Source organism: Agitococcus lubricus, assembly GCF_003051055.1.
GTDB classification, from domain to species: Bacteria; Pseudomonadota; Gammaproteobacteria; order Pseudomonadales; family Moraxellaceae; genus Agitococcus; species Agitococcus lubricus.
Genome location: NZ_QAON01000004.1, coordinates 73,740 through 88,011 on the forward strand (window position 1 = coordinate 73,740; position 14,272 = coordinate 88,011).

Sequence of the window (14,272 nt, forward strand, 5' to 3'; positions counted from 1 at the left end):
GCCATGAAAGTAGGTTACCCTTTATTGGTGTGTGCTGTCTGTTGTTATACGCCATTTGTTATGGCCGCAGATATTTCAAAAAAACAAAGCGAAGCCTTTATAGAAAACTTTTATCGCGCGATTGAGCAGCGCGATGAAAAAAAGCTGTTCGCGATGCTAACACCAGAAGCACAGATAAAACTAAGATTGGATAAAATGCAACAAACCTTTAGTTTGAGCCGCAGCGATTTTATGCAGCAACTTAAAGCCACTTGGCGTTTTAGCCAACATCAGCGTTTTAACCTTAAACAGTTTATCTTAACTGAAAACGCTGGCCAACAAGCCAAGGTGAGTTATGAACTCATTGACCAAAAACGTTTATTAAATGAAGAATTAACATATCACCAACAGGTTCAAGTCACCCTCCAACAACATGATGAGCAACTGCAAATTACTCATCTTATGATACAGTCGAATATGTAATCACTATGATGGAACTTCATCCTATAGAAATAAATCCTGCCACACCCGCTACTGCTGCCGTCATTTGGCTACATGGTTTAGGCGCAAGTGGGGATGATTTTGTCCCCATTATTCCCGAACTTAAATTGCCTAAAACCTTGGCTATTCGTTTTATTTTTCCGCAAGCACCACAAATCGCGGTCACTATTAATGGCGGTTATATTATGCCCGCGTGGTATGACATTACTGCCATGAACCTTGAACGTGAGATTGACGAATCTCAACTGCTGGCCTCGAGTGATGCGATTAAACAATTGATTGACCGAGAAGTGACGCGTGGTATTCCCAGTGAGCGGATTTTTTTGGCTGGCTTTTCTCAGGGAGGCGCGGTTGCGTATCACACAGCGCTGACCTACCACCGACCGCTAGGTGGTTTGTTAGCACTCTCCACTTATTTTGCCACACACAAACATATTGTCATTCACCCTGCTAATCAACACCTGCCAATTGCGATTTTTCATGGCATTTATGACAGTGTAGTTAATGAATTATTAGGTAACCAAGCCTTACATTATTTACGTAATCAGGGTTATCAACCCTACTACCGGAGTTATGAAATGGAACATGAAGTGTGTTTAGAGGAGGTCATGGATATTTCGAATTGGTTGCAAGCAAGGCTTAAATAATTTTTATTATTGACATAAAGCAATAAACTTCTTAAACTGAAGTTGTTCAGCCCACGGCTTCGTCTAAGTTTATTTTGTAATAACTAGGCCTTACCCGTGGGTTTTTTATTTGTGGTGAAGCTAAAAATATGGATATTAAAATAGCATTTCTCATTGATGGGTCTTTTTTTTCTGAACCGCTTGCAATTTTTTAAACGGAAATATTACTTATCTAAACCTGATTTAACATCAGAGCAAATTGTTCTTGTTATACAACAGATTATTAAAAAACATCTATTCAACTGCCCAAAAAATATTTATCAACACACATACCGAATTTTTTACTACGACTCCCCGCCACTAACTATTAAAGTACATTTACCACTTCTCAATCAAGGTGAAACACATAAACGAGTTTTAGACTTCGCCAAAGATAAGAAAAATATACAGCGTAGTGAAATTTTAGAACGACTCAAAAAACAGCCTAAATTTGCATTATGTTTAGGCTCTATCAAACATGAGAAACAATGGAAATTGAAAGATACGACTCTCAATAAACTGTTACGAGAAGAAATATATTTTGAACAACTTTCTAATGAGGACTTCTATTATGAAATGAGACAAAAAGGTGTTGATATTAAATTAGGCATTGATATTTCCACATTAGCACAACAAAAATTGGTTAATAAAATTATACTCATTGCTGGCGATAGCGATTTTGTACCAGCGGCCAAACTCGCACGAATCCACGGCATCGATTTTGTGTTAGACGCCTTACATAATAATATTGATGAGTCATTACATGAACATATAGACGGATTAGTTTCTTATGATTTGGTTGCCATTCTTAAAGATATTTTAGCTGTAGAACCTGACATAAAACCAAACTGGTGGACAGCCAATACGAATCCCTAAAACAAACGCCCAATCAAAGCCGTCACGGCAGTTTCAACCCGCAAAATTCGCTCACCTAAACCAACAGGTGTAAATCCGTGTTCAGCCAATAAATTCACTTCATAGGGAATAAACCCACCTTCACAACCAATTGCTAAGGTGACGGCCTGTTGTACATCGCGTGGACATGGTTGTTCTGCAACAGGATGAGCCACCAATTTTAAGCTATCCCCTGCTAAACTTGTTAATCTATCTTCGACAAACGGTTTAAAACGTTTTTCTAAGATGATTTCGGGTAAAACCGTGTCTTTGCCTTGTTCTAAACCTAAAATAAGTTGCTCTTGAATGGCGTCTGGTTGCAAAAAAGGGCTATCCCAAAAACTCTTTTCTACGCGATAACTATTCATCAACACGACACGGTCAACCCCCATGGTGGCAACGGTTTGAAAAATCCGCTTGAGCATTTTTGGACGCGGTAAGGCGAGCAACAAGGTTAACGGTAGCTTTGGCGGAGGAGCTTGGTCTAACTCAAAACGCAATTGCAAGGATTGTTTATCTAAATGAATAATTTCCGCATTACCCATTAAGCCACTCAACATTCCTACGCGCAACTGCTGCCCTACTTGTGCTTGGTGAACTTCTAAAACGTGCTGCAAACGGCGGCCTGATAGGGTTGCTATATTAGATTGAGGACAGTCTTCGGGGGTGAGGAGGATGAGGTTCATTAATGTGTCAGTGGTAAATAAGCAATATTAAAACGTGTTGCTAAACTTAATAAACGCTTGTCTAAAGTCCATAATTGAGTGTTGGGTGTTAATATGGTTGATGCTAAAAGTGTCATATCTATCAGTCCACAGCCTAAACCATACAGTTTATGTGTTTCAACAAAGACACTGACTTCATCTAAATTGGCTTGTTGGCAATGTTTTAACAAAGCAATATTAGCTAATGTTTTTTGTCGTGGTTCGGGTGGTGTGCCACAACGCAACTCACCTATTATCATTGGATGAGTCATTGCAGCATCTATACTCAACAAATGAACTAACTGTTGATTCCCGTGTTTAAAAAAATGCACCCACATTGAAGTATCGATTAGGACATTCATTCGCTAAATTTATCCTCTATACGACGAGGAATATCTGTCATATTGGGTGCTGTTCCTGCTAACGCTGCTAACCTTTGTGCTGCCTGGACACGAATAAATGTTTTAATCGCCTCTTTAAATAGTTCGCTTTTTTCCATGTTGGTATCCGCCAGCTCTAAGGCTTGTTGATATAAACTATCATCAATAGTCACTGTAGTACGCATAATCAAAACACCAAAATCATCATCATTTGAGTACAAATATAACATCAAAAAGCATTACTACAATAGGAGCTGTTATTTTTTTAAGGCCAACACGTCATCTACAATCGCTAAATGTTTTTTCAACGCCCCTTTATTGGCATTAACCACGGCTAACCCTGCTTGTCCATCCTTTTGCTTTTGTTCAGGATTTGCTAACCATTCACAGACGATTTTTGCTAATTCTGTGGCATCATGACCTTGTTGTAATGCCCCTGCTTGCAGCAAAATATCGGTAATTTGTTTAAAGTTAAACATGGTCATGCCTGTGACAATTGGTACAGCCAAAGCAGCAGGTTCTAAGGGATTATGCCCTCCCACATTGACCAAAGACCCTCCCACAAACGCCACATCTGCCAAAGCAAACCATAGCAATAACTCCCCCATACTATCGCCCAAAAACACACGCACTTCGGGGGTAATTGCTTGTTGTTGGCTGCGTCGAGCTATGCTAAAGCCTTGTTTAGCAACTAAATCTGCAACCTTATCAAAACGCTCAGGATGACGTGGCACTAAAATCAACAAAGCATTATTAAACTGTTGTTGAATCTGTTGAAATGCTGTCAACACGATTTCATCTTCACCTTCATGGGTACTTGCTGCCACCCAAATAGGCCGTGTTTGTAACTGCCATTGTTGTTTTAATTCATCTGCACGCAACGTTAAATCGTCAGGAATAGTTAAATCAAACTTTAAGCTACCTGTTACTTGAATTGTACTTTCTGGCGTACCTAAGTCTTGAAATCGTTGTGCGGTATCTTGGTCTTGTGCCGCTAAAACGGTTAAGGCTTGTAACATCGGTGTTACTAAACTAGGAATTTTGCCATAGCCTGTAGCTGATTTTGCCGACAAACGACCATTAGCTAACATGACAGGAATAGTGAGTTGCTTGGCTTGGTCAATTAAATTTGGCCATAACTCTGTCTCCATCACAATAATCAATTTAGGCTGACATTTTTGTAGAAACCGACGCATTGCCCACGAATAATCATAAGGTAAATAGCATTGATGGACTTTATCACCCCATAAGGCACGCGCGCGTTCTGCGCCTGTTGCAGTAGTGTTGGTAATAATCAGTGGCAAATGGGGATATTGTGTTAATAAAGCATTGACCAAAGGTTGTGAGGCTAAGGTTTCCCCCAAAGAGACGGCATGAATAATGATGCCACCTTGCGGCAACTTTTTATGACCACCAAAACGCTGTTCTATATTTTGCGCGTAAGCAGGTGTTTTTTTACCACGCCACAACAAACGCAAATAAACAAACGGCAATAACAAATGCAATAAAAAATTATAACGCCACGAAGTCATGCTAAGTTCCTAAATATTTGTCGCTTGGTATTCTCGCTAAGATGCGGCAAAATTGGCTAAATCCTGATTGTTGATAACTATTTATGCAAGCAATATCTGTCGATTGTGTCATTTTTGGTGGCGGTGTGACGGGCTTATGGCTACTCAATCGCTTAAAGACAGCAGGTTATAGCGTGATTTTGCTGCATCAAGGCGCATTGGGCGGTCTACAAACACTGAATAGTGGCGGCATGATTCATGGTGGTCTTAAATATGGCTTATCGGCGCTGAGTCACGATGAACAATTAGATGATATGCCCGCACTCTGGCAAGACTGTTTAGCGGGGACTGGCGAAATTGACCTCCGTCAGGTCTCTTGTTTTAGCACGCACCAACATCTCTGGGCAGAACCTAACCACCGCGCACAAGCAGGCTTATTTTTGGCCAGCCATATCATCAATGGTCAAGTCGAAAAGCTCTCTACCAACGATTATCCCTCTTTGTTTCGTAATCCTTCGTTTAAGGGGGATGTCTATCGTCTGAATTATCCTGTGCTTGACCCTATTTCTTTAGTAGCACAATTAGCCCTTAACCATCACGACTGTATTTATGATATTAGCGCCTGTAAATGGCATATAGAAACCGATGATAAATACCGCTCAACTGCCATTTTTATTCATCATGGCACGACACAATTACGTCTTAAAGCGCAAACGGTGTGTTTAGCTGCAGGTGAAGGCAATCAATACTTAGTGAAACAGATGGGCATTAATGCCACTCTAATGACCAGCAAACCTGTACATATGCTCTGTATTCAACAGGATAGCCTGCCCGCATTTTATGGCCATTGTTTAGGTATACAACGTAAGTCTAGACTCACGATTACGACACATCAGGCACAAGGCAAAACCTTGTGGTATGTAGGTGGGACTGTCGCTGAAGAAGGTATAGACCGTGACAGCCCCGCTCAAATTCAAGCCATCAAAACAGAATTGGCGGAGCTACTGCCGTGGCAAAGTTTACAAGGGGCGCGTTTTAGAAGCCTGCTTATCAATCGGGTATATCCTAAAGAGCGCTCGCTGATGGCGGCTAGCCGTGCACATGTCCAATGGTTTGCTAATAATGCCTTGATTTGGCCAACACGCCTCATCTTAGCGCCCAATGCGGCACATCAAACTCTGACGGCTATGGCACAACATGGTACACTACCCCGTTATGAACAAACCCTGAATCTGCCCTTGTCTCGCTGCCATCTGGGACAGGCAACATGGCAAACACTCTTTTAACAGTGCGTCTATACTGATTTATTTTTTGTTGACAGAGCCAAAAATTACATGAAGTCTCCCGTCTTTACATGGCACCTTTTAATGCCACGTTATTGGCCAATTTGGCTATGTGTCATTCCCTTATTTTACCTGTTATCACGTTTACCGTGGTCTGTGCAACATCGACTTGGCACCGCGTTAGGTCGCTTTATTTATAAGGTGATTGGCCAACGCCGACGCGACACCGAAACTAATTTAGCCTTATGTTTCCCCGAAAAAAGCGCGGAAGAACGGCAATGGATGGCAGAGGACGTATTTGTACAAGGTGGGATTGCTCTGTTTGAAACCGCTAACGCATGGTTTAAGCCCAAAACCTATTACCATCGAAAAGTGACGATTGAAGGCTTACATCTGTTGCAAGCCGCACAAGCCGAAGGTAAAGGCGTCTTGCTGTTAGGCGCACATTATAGTTTTGTCGACTTGTGTGGTTTACTGGCAATTATTTTTTTTCAGGTGGATACGGTTTATCGTCCTCAAAATAATAAGGCACTTGAGTATTTTATTGTCAAACGTCGCTTACGCATTTATGACTATCAAATCGACCACGACAATATGCGTTTATTGATTAAAGCGCTCAAAGAAAATCATGTGGTTTGGTACACGCCAGACCAAGATTTTGGCCTAAAACAAGGGGTTTTTGCGCCCTTTTTTGGTATACAAGCGGCCACATTGACCGCACCGCGTCGTTTGCAAAAAATCAATGATTCGGTGGTCATGTTTATCCATTTTCGACGTCATCCCACCCTCGAACAATATGAAATTCTGATTACACCGCCCTTAGCCGATTATCCTACCGATGATGTGGTTGCCGATGCGACACGCGTTAATCAGCAACTCGAAACATTGATTAGACGCTCACCCACCCAATATATGTGGTTTCATCGTCGTTTCAAGACCCGTCCTGACGGTGAGGCAATGCCCTATCCCAAAAAGAAACGCCATCTTAAACAAGAACTTGCCGAAGCAGCCACGCAAACTAAAGAGAATCAATAACCATGAAAAAGCTCACCGTGGTACAAACCCTACCCGCACTCAATGCTGGCGGCGTAGAGCGAGGAACTTTAGAAATTGGTCGTGCATTGGTCGCCGCAGGGCATCGCTCTATCGTTATTTCTAGCGGCGGGCGTTTGGTAGCACAACTCGAAGCCGAAGGCAGTGAACACATTACGCTACCTGTACATCGCAAAACCTTAAGTAGTTTGTGGCAAGTAGGTGCTTTTCGTCACATTATTCAGGACTTACAACCCGATATTTTACACGCTCGCTCACGTGTACCCGCATGGATTGCATGGTTAGCATGGCGTAAATTAGCCCCCAATCAACGGCCGCATTTTGTCACCACTGTTCATGGGTTGTATTCGGTCAATTTTTACAGTGCGATTATGACCAAAGGAGAAAAAGTGATTGCCGTCTCGCATACGGTCAAAGACTATATTCTCAAAAACTACCCTCATTGCCCTGCAGAACGTATTCAAGTGATTTATCGCGGCGTCAGCTCTCAAGAATTTCCTTATAATTATCAGCCCTCTGCTACGTGGTTAGCACAATGGCAACAAGACTACCCACAACTACAAGGTAAAACGGTATTAACACTTCCTGGGCGTATTACACGGTGGAAAGGTCAACGCGAATTTATTGAGTTAATTGAACAACTCGTTAGCAAAAACTATGCGGTACACGGTTTAATTGTTGGCGGGGCTGAAGCCAAAAAACAAGCCTACCTTGAGGAGTTAAAGCAACTGATTGCCGCTAAAAATCTTTCAGCACACATCAGTTTAACGGGACACCGTAGTGATATGCGCGAGATTTTTAGTCAAAGTCACTTGACCTATTCGTTGTCTACCGACCCTGAAGCCTTTGGCCGTACCGCACTCGAAGCCTTATATATTGGCACGCCTGTCATTGGTTGGAATCATGGTGGTGTGGGTGAGACATTAAGTAATTGTTATCCTCAAGGTCGAGTTTCCTTTGGAGACACCGACAGTTTACTGGCTAAGACGGAACAATTATTACAATCACCAGAACGTCCGCAACCCACCAACGCGCTCAGTTTAAGATTAATGTGCGATAGCACCTTAGCCATTTATCAACAGTTAGTAGGATAAAACAGGGATGAATTTTCGTCGTTATTTGGCCAAAAAATATTATGCATCGCAAGTTCGCCGTGAAGAAAAAACGCATCTCGGTCAATGGATGATTTTATATCGCCAACAAGACAGTGCACTGAGTGCCGACTTGCAACAGATGCATCAGATTATTCCGCCGACCGACCGTTTTTATGCTGACCCATTTGTCGCTAGCGAAAATGGCCGTACCTTTATTTTTATTGAAGAATATCCCTTTGCAACACCGATTGGCTTCATTTCGGTCATCGAAGTGTTAGCAGATGGTCGTCATAGTGACGCCGTTCCTATTATTCAATGCCCTTATCATTTGTCTTATCCCTTATTATTCAAACATGAGGGGCAATGGTTTATGTTGCCCGAAACACATCAGAATAAGACAATTGAAGTGTGGCGTTGTGAAGAGTTTCCTTACAAGTGGCAAAAACACAGCGTTTTAATTGACAATATTGTGGCCGCTGACACGACACCTGTCTTCCATGACCAACGCTGGTGGCTATTAACGGCACTCAAACAAGACTGTAAAAAATTTGGTGATAAGTTATTTATCTTTTCTGGTACAGATATTTTAGGTAAAAATTGGCAGGCACATTCACAAAACCCCGTCAAACAGAGCTTGGTATTTGACCGCCCTGCTGGAAATATCATTCAGCATAACGGTCAACTGATACGCCCCGTGCAAGACTCGGTGACACGTTATGGGGGCGCATTAGAACTACGCACCATTCAACAATTAACGACAAGCCATTATCAGGAGCAATTATTACAACGCATAGAACCATGCTGGGATGACAGCATTAAAGGTACACACACTTATAACTATGCGGATGGCTGGCTAGTCATGGATGGTTTGAAGGTGATTCCTAAACCGTCTTAAATAACCTGAGCTTAAGCGATTATTTATCCTTTAATTTTTGTTGCCGTTCTAGCTCAAGCAGTTTAGCCTCTTTCAAAAAGGCATAAAACGCACTAATCATACTGCCTACAAAACCCCGCCAACCGTCTAAAAAGGCACGACGCAGCAGGTAGGACTTAATAAATACTAAGGGAAAACTCAATAACATTTTCAGCGCACTGGCACGTTTACCACGTTGTGCCTTGTCTTTAGCCGTCAGGCTAGAGTACAAATTGTTTTTATACATTTTATTTTCGATAGTGACATCCCCATAGTGCATGACGGGATTAGCTAACAAACCTACCTTACCCTGAATGTCGGGTGCACTGGCATGCACTTCTTTTTGTAAAAATAGTGCACCGCTTTTACGAAAAAAACGAACCTTAGCATGCATACGTGCCCACTGATGGTCAAATTGCCCCATGAAATAATCATTAAATTTGACTTTATAGGCATCGTATTGATTTGACTGAATTGCGTGTTTAATCTCGGCTATCAGTGGGGGCGTTAGTTGTTCATCAGCATCTAAATTGAGTACCCAATCGTACTGGCAGTAAGCAATCGCTCGCTGTCGCTGCGGGCCGTCTCCCGCCCAATCATGGACATAAATTTTATCCGTATAACGGCGGGCAATGTCTAAGGTGGCATCGGTACTGCCTGAATCGACAATAATGACTTCGGCAAAGTCAACAACACTTTGCAGTAAACGCTCAATGTTATGGGCTTCGTTTTTACAAATCACGGCAATACTGACTGGAATTTTGTCCACGACCTTTCTCACGGTTGATGACTGGTAAGGTGATTATTGAACGGCTCATCACTTAGACGCACGTGCACATGGCAGTGAACGTCGTGCACTCTGTAAAACTTTATAGGCGATAACGGCCGACGCGTAAGGCAATTCGAAGTTGTATCGGGTTCATTAAACCACTGATGCTGATGCGAGGTAAACGGTACTGTAAGTCTGTAGAAAATGCTGCAATGCGTTTTTTGGTCGAGACGGCACTCTTAAAACCTGCTTCTTGCACCATCTGCATGTGCTTTTCCGAAAAACGACCAAAGGGATAGGCAAAATTATCACAACGCCCTAGTAGTTGTTCGACCCATTGTTTAGATTGACTAATTTCCATCTTGGCTTGTGTATCGTCAATATTATTCAAATTAGGGTGCGTGAGCGTATGTGCGCCAAATTCAACTAAACCACTTTGGTGCATTTGCCGAATATGTTGTTCTGTCATTTTATCAATCGTTGCAAACTGCGGTGCCAAAAAGATGGTGGCCTTCATCTGATATTTTTGCAGTAAGGGAAAAGCCTCTGTGTAGTTATCTAGAAAACCATCATCAAAGGTTAAGGCGACAAGTTTGTGGGTTTCACCTTTTTCTACACAAGCTAACCACTCACTCATGGTCGCCGTACGACATTGTTTGGCTTGTAGTAATTGTAATAACGCCTCAAACTTAGCAGGTGGCATGTTCATACCTGAGGCAGGTTGCTGGGCAGTCACTTGGTGTAACATCAAGATACGTGGTAATCGCCATGACTTGGGCGGCAACCAAAAGGTATACTGCCCCATAAGATACAGTAAGCCAATCAGTGCCATCGCAAATAGCACCCAAAACATGATAGTCATTTTGTCTGTACCCGTGCTTGTGTTAATGCAGCAATGCTCAAGGCGAGCATAAATAAGGTCAATACCGCCAGTTCAGACGGATAAAAGCCGCGATGGGTGTTGATTGGCCACCACAACACCGCTAATGGGATAATAAAAGGTAAGGCTAACTTACGTTGTTCAGGCAAGGCTTGTTTCCACAAACGCCACATCGCTGCCCATGCCAATAAAAAGCCGAACAATCCTAAAGTGCCTGCACCAGACCAGACTTCCAAAATCACTTGATGCGCATGCGGGACAGTCACGCTGTCAGGAATATTCGCCTGTTCTGGTAAATACGCTCTAAAACGCTGTTCATAACTGTCTACGCCAATCCCATTCACAGGATTTGCCTTGACCATATTCCAAGCGGCTAAGTAAATATCAACCCGACCACTGGATGCGGTATTCAGACTCTCGTATGTCAATTCTTGGCTTGCTGCCATACTGCGTTTAACGCGCTCCTGAACGCCTGCACTAAATTGCAAGGTGATGGCAAACATCGCCACTAGTAAGAGTGGCAAAACGAGCATCGGAATAATGGGGCGTTTGGCAGGTTTAATATAGACTAAATATAAATAAGGAATTAATGCCCAAGCATACATAATCCAACCGCCACGTGCTGCTCCTACCAACACCCCCGCCGTCACTAAAGTACTGACAAGGATATGAGTTAAACGATTCACTCCGCATAAATACATGGTAAATAACGGCATGGCCGCAAACATGCCCATATAAAAACCGTATTTATTGGGATTGGTAAAAAAACCGCTGGCATGACCCGCCACTACCCCTTCACGGTCTAAAGGGATATTAAACATATCTATGCCCAGCAACGTTTGCGCGACGCCATCAAAAGCCCATACGCCGACAATCCAACTGCCCAAAATAGCCAACTGACGACTGGCCGCTGTTGCTCGCAGCAAAATGACAACGGCTAAGGCCATCAAGGCATATAGCGGATAAAGAGAGGCGACCTTTTGCACTTGCTCAGGCACTTCGGCATCTGGCCAAGACACTAGCATGGGTAACCAAATAAATAAAAATACCCGAGGTAAGACCTGTAAGGCCTTATCTTCGGTATTAAATTGTTGACGATGACGCAACAAACCCACCAGCATAAATAAACCTAAAATTGCCAACATCCCCAATGGCAACATAAATGAGCGCGCAATCGGTAATAACGCGATAGGCAAACTCAGAAAAACCGCCAGTAACCACATCTGTGGGGTTGCTGGCGGAACAGGTATATTTTTGGCCGTCATATCGGTCTTTTCCGTCATTTAGCTAGGGATTTGCTGACGCGCTTCCAGCAAATCATGATAAAAATCTAGTGTACGTTGGGTCATGCCTTCTACGGTTAGCTCTTGTTTCGCCCGTAAAAAAATAGGCAAATAATTACGACGTAATAAGGGTAAGCGCTGCAGTGTAACACAGAGTAAGTCGTGCAAGGCTTGCACATTGTTAGGCTCGGTCATTAAGGCTGGCGGCAACCATTCTTTAACGCCACTGACCTCCGTTGAAATGACTGGACAGCCTACTTGCAAAGACTCGACCATAATTAGTGGGAAGCCTTCGCGGTGTGAGGAAATCACACACAAATCGGCAACTTGCAATAATTGACTGACATCTTGGCGTTGTCCTAAAAAAGTGACCTGATTCAAAACAAGCAACTCTTGCGCCAAATGCTCTAAATTTTCTCGTTCGGGGCCATCGCCCACAATCAGTAAATGCGCATCTACGCCCACAAAAGCCCGTAACAAAATATCGTAAGCTTTAACAGGTGCTAAACGTCCCACTGCTATCAAAAGCGGTTTGTTATCTTCGGGCACTAAACGCTGACGCAGTGCTTTTTTTTCGTTGTCGTTCAAGAGCGGGGGTAATTGCGAACCATTATAAATCACACGGACTTTATCGGCAGGGAACGGTGCAGCTAACATATTGCTGACGGCAATCACCCCGTCCATATCGGCATAAGCACTAATATCTTTTTTGGTACCATGCACTGTTGCCACAAATAACATGTGGCGAAATAGCCACTTTAACCACCGTAATAAGCTGGCTGCTTTGCCTGCCTGTGCATGGACAATATGTGGCTGAATATCGTTGAGATATTGGCCGAGCTGCCAATATAAACGCGGATTCCAACGGCTTTGGCTAAAATCTACCGTATGAAAAACAACCCCTTTAGGACAAACCGAGGCATAGGGTTTGTCTGCCAGTAAATGAACCTCGTGTTTTTCGGCCAACGCCGCACACAGTTGTAGGGTGTGTTTTTCTAAGCCCCCCACAACACCCCCTTGTGTTGCCATGACTTGTACTATTTTGTAACGCATAATCCCTCTTGCTCAATAAACCATTGCGCCGCTCGCTCGGCTTCATTAAATAACTGTGCAGGTACCATTTGCTGTGTCGTTTGCCAATCACTATAACGGGTCAATATCTGTTGTTGGACTAACTCATCAACGGCTTGGGTAATTCTATCCGTTTGTTTACGTGGTACCGCTAATACCCCCACTTGTGCACCTGCGGTTAAACTTTCATACAGCATCGAAATACTGTCTTCGGTGACCCAGACTTGGCCTGCTTGCTGTAATTGTGCCGCCACCCAACCTTGAGGTGTTTCATTAGCTGACCACACTTTGGCATGCGTCGCAATATGACGAATTTCTAATAAAGTATGTTCGGGTGTACGCCTAGAGGTACTGATTTGCCACTCTATATGAGGGCTTGCAGTCAGAATATGGCGCATTTGACTCACTAAAGACACTTCATCCCAATCATGTCGTTTAGATGCACCGCCCAATAGCATCAGGCCTTTTTGTTTATCGAGATGCGTGCTTGGCTGAATGGTATTTAAGACACCCCGTGTTGCCAATACCTTCGCGTGTTGTGGAGGTTGGTCGTGATATGGCATCAAGGCATAATCAAACCAAGCGACAGGTAATGTGGGCTTCATCAAAACAACGGCTTTAGCTTTAGTCACACGTTTAGCCGTTAATAAGGCTAAATGGGTGCGATGACCCGCACCGATTAAATAATCGGGTAATGAATCGTGCACAGGTAGGCGTTTAAGTAACCAATCCATGACACCAATAGGATGATGGCGAATATCAATTTTCAAGACATGGAGCGGTAGATGACGAGCTAAGGCCTGAATAAAGCCTGCACTTTGTTGCTCATGGCCAGCTTTACCATCCACAAACTGCCAAATAATGCGTGGTGAAGCGCGCTGCGACATGAGATTCTACGCCTTAAAAACAAACTTTGACACGCAACCCCTCCCATCTGACAAGGGGCAATTGAGAGGTAATGCCAGTCAGTTAAGAAAAATTGGCACTTAAAAACTGCCCCTCGACCCTTCGGCTGGCTCAGGGCTGGCCAAGCTCAGGGCTCATTTTTGCGTTGACTGAGCGGAGTCGAAGTCGGCAAAAATGGCTTAACTGACTGGTATTACAATTGAGAGGGAGTGATTTGCCCAACACAAGCCTAACCTAGTTCCATAGCCCGCATAGTAATGCGGGGGAAATATTTCAACACAACCATCGGTTCAACCTTAGTCCTGTGTTATCACAGGGGCTACGCTTGCCTGCTTACCTCCCCTCTCTAACCCTCTCCTTCATGAAAGAGAGGGAATATCACCTTT

At 43.3% G+C, this 14,272-nt stretch carries 16 protein-coding genes; 7 read left to right on the plus strand and 9 right to left on the minus strand.

The window, feature by feature from the left end:
- The first annotated feature begins 3 nt into the window (after positions 1–3).
- The 3 genes from C8N29_RS05350 to C8N29_RS05360 all read left to right on the plus strand — a co-directional run bounded on the left by C8N29_RS05350 (position 4) and on the right by C8N29_RS05360 (position 2,021).
- Positions 4–462 (plus strand): hypothetical protein, encoded by a 459-nt coding sequence (locus C8N29_RS05350; protein ID WP_107865020.1) that lies wholly within the window; start codon positions 4–6, stop codon positions 460–462.
- Between the two features lie 5 nt (positions 463–467).
- Complete coding sequence (locus tag C8N29_RS05355) at positions 468–1,127, plus strand: alpha/beta hydrolase (RefSeq protein ID WP_107865021.1); 660 nt, start codon at positions 468–470, stop codon at positions 1,125–1,127.
- A gap of 156 nt (positions 1,128–1,283) precedes the next feature.
- On the plus strand, positions 1,284–2,021 hold the full coding sequence (locus C8N29_RS05360) for an NYN domain-containing protein (protein WP_107865022.1): 738 nt from the start codon (positions 1,284–1,286) through the stop codon (positions 2,019–2,021).
- Here the strand turns inward: C8N29_RS05360 and C8N29_RS05365 are convergent.
- The 4 genes from C8N29_RS05365 to waaA form a co-directional block, all read right to left on the minus strand.
- Positions 2,018–2,725 carry a 16S rRNA (uracil(1498)-N(3))-methyltransferase gene (locus C8N29_RS05365; protein ID WP_107865023.1) on the minus strand — a complete coding sequence of 236 codons (708 nt, stop codon included), beginning with the start codon at positions 2,723–2,725 and terminating at the stop codon, positions 2,018–2,020. The two genes, C8N29_RS05360 and C8N29_RS05365, sit on opposite strands and share 4 nt — an antisense overlap.
- A complete protein-coding gene (locus C8N29_RS05370; protein ID WP_239986964.1) occupies positions 2,725–3,081 on the minus strand; it encodes a hypothetical protein in 357 nt (118 codons plus the stop codon). The genes C8N29_RS05365 and C8N29_RS05370 overlap by 1 nt, the downstream gene beginning before the upstream one ends.
- Before the next feature lie 20 nt (positions 3,082–3,101).
- Positions 3,102–3,308, minus strand: coding sequence for a type II toxin-antitoxin system VapB family antitoxin (locus C8N29_RS05375; protein WP_107865190.1), 207 nt, complete (start codon positions 3,306–3,308; stop codon positions 3,102–3,104).
- 72 nt (positions 3,309–3,380) lie between these two features.
- On the minus strand, positions 3,381–4,655 hold the full coding sequence (gene waaA / locus C8N29_RS05380) for a lipid IV(A) 3-deoxy-D-manno-octulosonic acid transferase (protein ID WP_107865025.1): 1,275 nt from the start codon (positions 4,653–4,655) through the stop codon (positions 3,381–3,383).
- Positions 4,656–4,738: 83 nt separating this feature from the next.
- On the opposite strand from waaA, the gene C8N29_RS05385 reads away from it, so the two are divergent.
- The 4 genes from C8N29_RS05385 to C8N29_RS05400 are packed head-to-tail and all read left to right on the plus strand — an operon-like array spanning position 4,739 to position 8,959.
- Positions 4,739–5,920: an FAD-dependent oxidoreductase gene (locus tag C8N29_RS05385; RefSeq protein ID WP_107865026.1), complete on the plus strand. Its 1,182-nt coding sequence runs from the start codon at positions 4,739–4,741 to the stop codon at positions 5,918–5,920.
- Between the two features lie 48 nt (positions 5,921–5,968).
- Entirely contained in the window at positions 5,969–6,952 is a 984-nt protein-coding gene (lpxL, locus tag C8N29_RS05390) for an LpxL/LpxP family Kdo(2)-lipid IV(A) lauroyl/palmitoleoyl acyltransferase (RefSeq protein WP_107865027.1), read from the plus strand.
- 2 nt (positions 6,953–6,954) lie between these two features.
- A complete protein-coding gene (locus C8N29_RS05395) occupies positions 6,955–8,064 on the plus strand; it encodes a glycosyltransferase family 4 protein (protein ID WP_107865028.1) in 1,110 nt (369 codons plus the stop codon).
- A 7-nt stretch (positions 8,065–8,071) separates the two neighbouring features.
- On the plus strand, positions 8,072–8,959 hold the full coding sequence (locus tag C8N29_RS05400) for a glucosamine inositolphosphorylceramide transferase family protein (RefSeq protein ID WP_107865029.1): 888 nt from the start codon (positions 8,072–8,074) through the stop codon (positions 8,957–8,959).
- A gap of 19 nt (positions 8,960–8,978) precedes the next feature.
- On the opposite strand, the gene C8N29_RS05405 is transcribed toward C8N29_RS05400, so the two are convergent.
- The 5 genes from C8N29_RS05405 to C8N29_RS05425 all read right to left on the minus strand — a co-directional run bounded on the left by C8N29_RS05405 (position 8,979) and on the right by C8N29_RS05425 (position 13,867).
- Positions 8,979–9,746, minus strand: coding sequence for a glycosyltransferase family 2 protein (locus tag C8N29_RS05405; RefSeq protein WP_239986965.1), 768 nt, complete (start codon positions 9,744–9,746; stop codon positions 8,979–8,981).
- A 100-nt stretch (positions 9,747–9,846) separates the two neighbouring features.
- Complete coding sequence (locus C8N29_RS05410) at positions 9,847–10,599, minus strand: polysaccharide deacetylase family protein (RefSeq protein ID WP_107865192.1); 753 nt, start codon at positions 10,597–10,599, stop codon at positions 9,847–9,849.
- Between the two features lie 5 nt (positions 10,600–10,604).
- Positions 10,605–11,891, minus strand: a complete 1,287-nt coding sequence (locus tag C8N29_RS05415) for an O-antigen ligase family protein (protein ID WP_170106899.1) — start codon at positions 11,889–11,891, stop codon at positions 10,605–10,607.
- Between the two features lie 18 nt (positions 11,892–11,909).
- Complete coding sequence (locus C8N29_RS05420) at positions 11,910–12,962, minus strand: glycosyltransferase (protein ID WP_107865031.1); 1,053 nt, start codon at positions 12,960–12,962, stop codon at positions 11,910–11,912.
- Positions 12,947–13,867 (minus strand): mitochondrial fission ELM1 family protein, encoded by a 921-nt coding sequence (locus tag C8N29_RS05425; protein ID WP_107865032.1) that lies wholly within the window; start codon positions 13,865–13,867, stop codon positions 12,947–12,949. The genes C8N29_RS05420 and C8N29_RS05425 overlap by 16 nt, the downstream gene beginning before the upstream one ends.
- Between the last annotated feature and the right edge of the window lie 405 nt (positions 13,868–14,272).

What these genes read in the sequence shown, in the direction of transcription:
- C8N29_RS05350 (WP_107865020.1), top strand. Translation starts at nt 4, where the DNA reads ATGAAAGTAGGTTACCCTTTATTGGTGTGTGCTGTCTGTTGTTATACG.
- C8N29_RS05355 (WP_107865021.1), top strand. Translation starts at nt 468, where the DNA reads ATGATGGAACTTCATCCTATAGAAATAAATCCTGCCACACCCGCTACT.
- C8N29_RS05360 (WP_107865022.1), top strand. Translation starts at nt 1,284, where the DNA reads ATGGGTCTTTTTTTTCTGAACCGCTTGCAATTTTTTAAACGGAAATAT.
- C8N29_RS05365 (WP_107865023.1), bottom strand. Translation starts at nt 2,725, where the DNA reads ATGAACCTCATCCTCCTCACCCCCGAAGACTGTCCTCAATCTAATATA.
- C8N29_RS05370 (WP_239986964.1), bottom strand. Translation starts at nt 3,081, where the DNA reads ATGTGGGTGCATTTTTTTAAACACGGGAATCAACAGTTAGTTCATTTG.
- C8N29_RS05375 (WP_107865190.1), bottom strand. Translation starts at nt 3,308, where the DNA reads ATGCGTACTACAGTGACTATTGATGATAGTTTATATCAACAAGCCTTA.
- waaA (WP_107865025.1), bottom strand. Translation starts at nt 4,655, where the DNA reads ATGACTTCGTGGCGTTATAATTTTTTATTGCATTTGTTATTGCCGTTT.
- C8N29_RS05385 (WP_107865026.1), top strand. Translation starts at nt 4,739, where the DNA reads ATGCAAGCAATATCTGTCGATTGTGTCATTTTTGGTGGCGGTGTGACG.
- lpxL (WP_107865027.1), top strand. Translation starts at nt 5,969, where the DNA reads ATGAAGTCTCCCGTCTTTACATGGCACCTTTTAATGCCACGTTATTGG.
- C8N29_RS05395 (WP_107865028.1), top strand. Translation starts at nt 6,955, where the DNA reads ATGAAAAAGCTCACCGTGGTACAAACCCTACCCGCACTCAATGCTGGC.
- C8N29_RS05400 (WP_107865029.1), top strand. Translation starts at nt 8,072, where the DNA reads ATGAATTTTCGTCGTTATTTGGCCAAAAAATATTATGCATCGCAAGTT.
- C8N29_RS05410 (WP_107865192.1), bottom strand. Translation starts at nt 10,599, where the DNA reads ATGTTTTGGGTGCTATTTGCGATGGCACTGATTGGCTTACTGTATCTT.
- C8N29_RS05415 (WP_170106899.1), bottom strand. Translation starts at nt 11,891, where the DNA reads ATGACGGCCAAAAATATACCTGTTCCGCCAGCAACCCCACAGATGTGG.
- C8N29_RS05420 (WP_107865031.1), bottom strand. Translation starts at nt 12,962, where the DNA reads ATGCGTTACAAAATAGTACAAGTCATGGCAACACAAGGGGGTGTTGTG.
- C8N29_RS05425 (WP_107865032.1), bottom strand. Translation starts at nt 13,867, where the DNA reads ATGTCGCAGCGCGCTTCACCACGCATTATTTGGCAGTTTGTGGATGGT.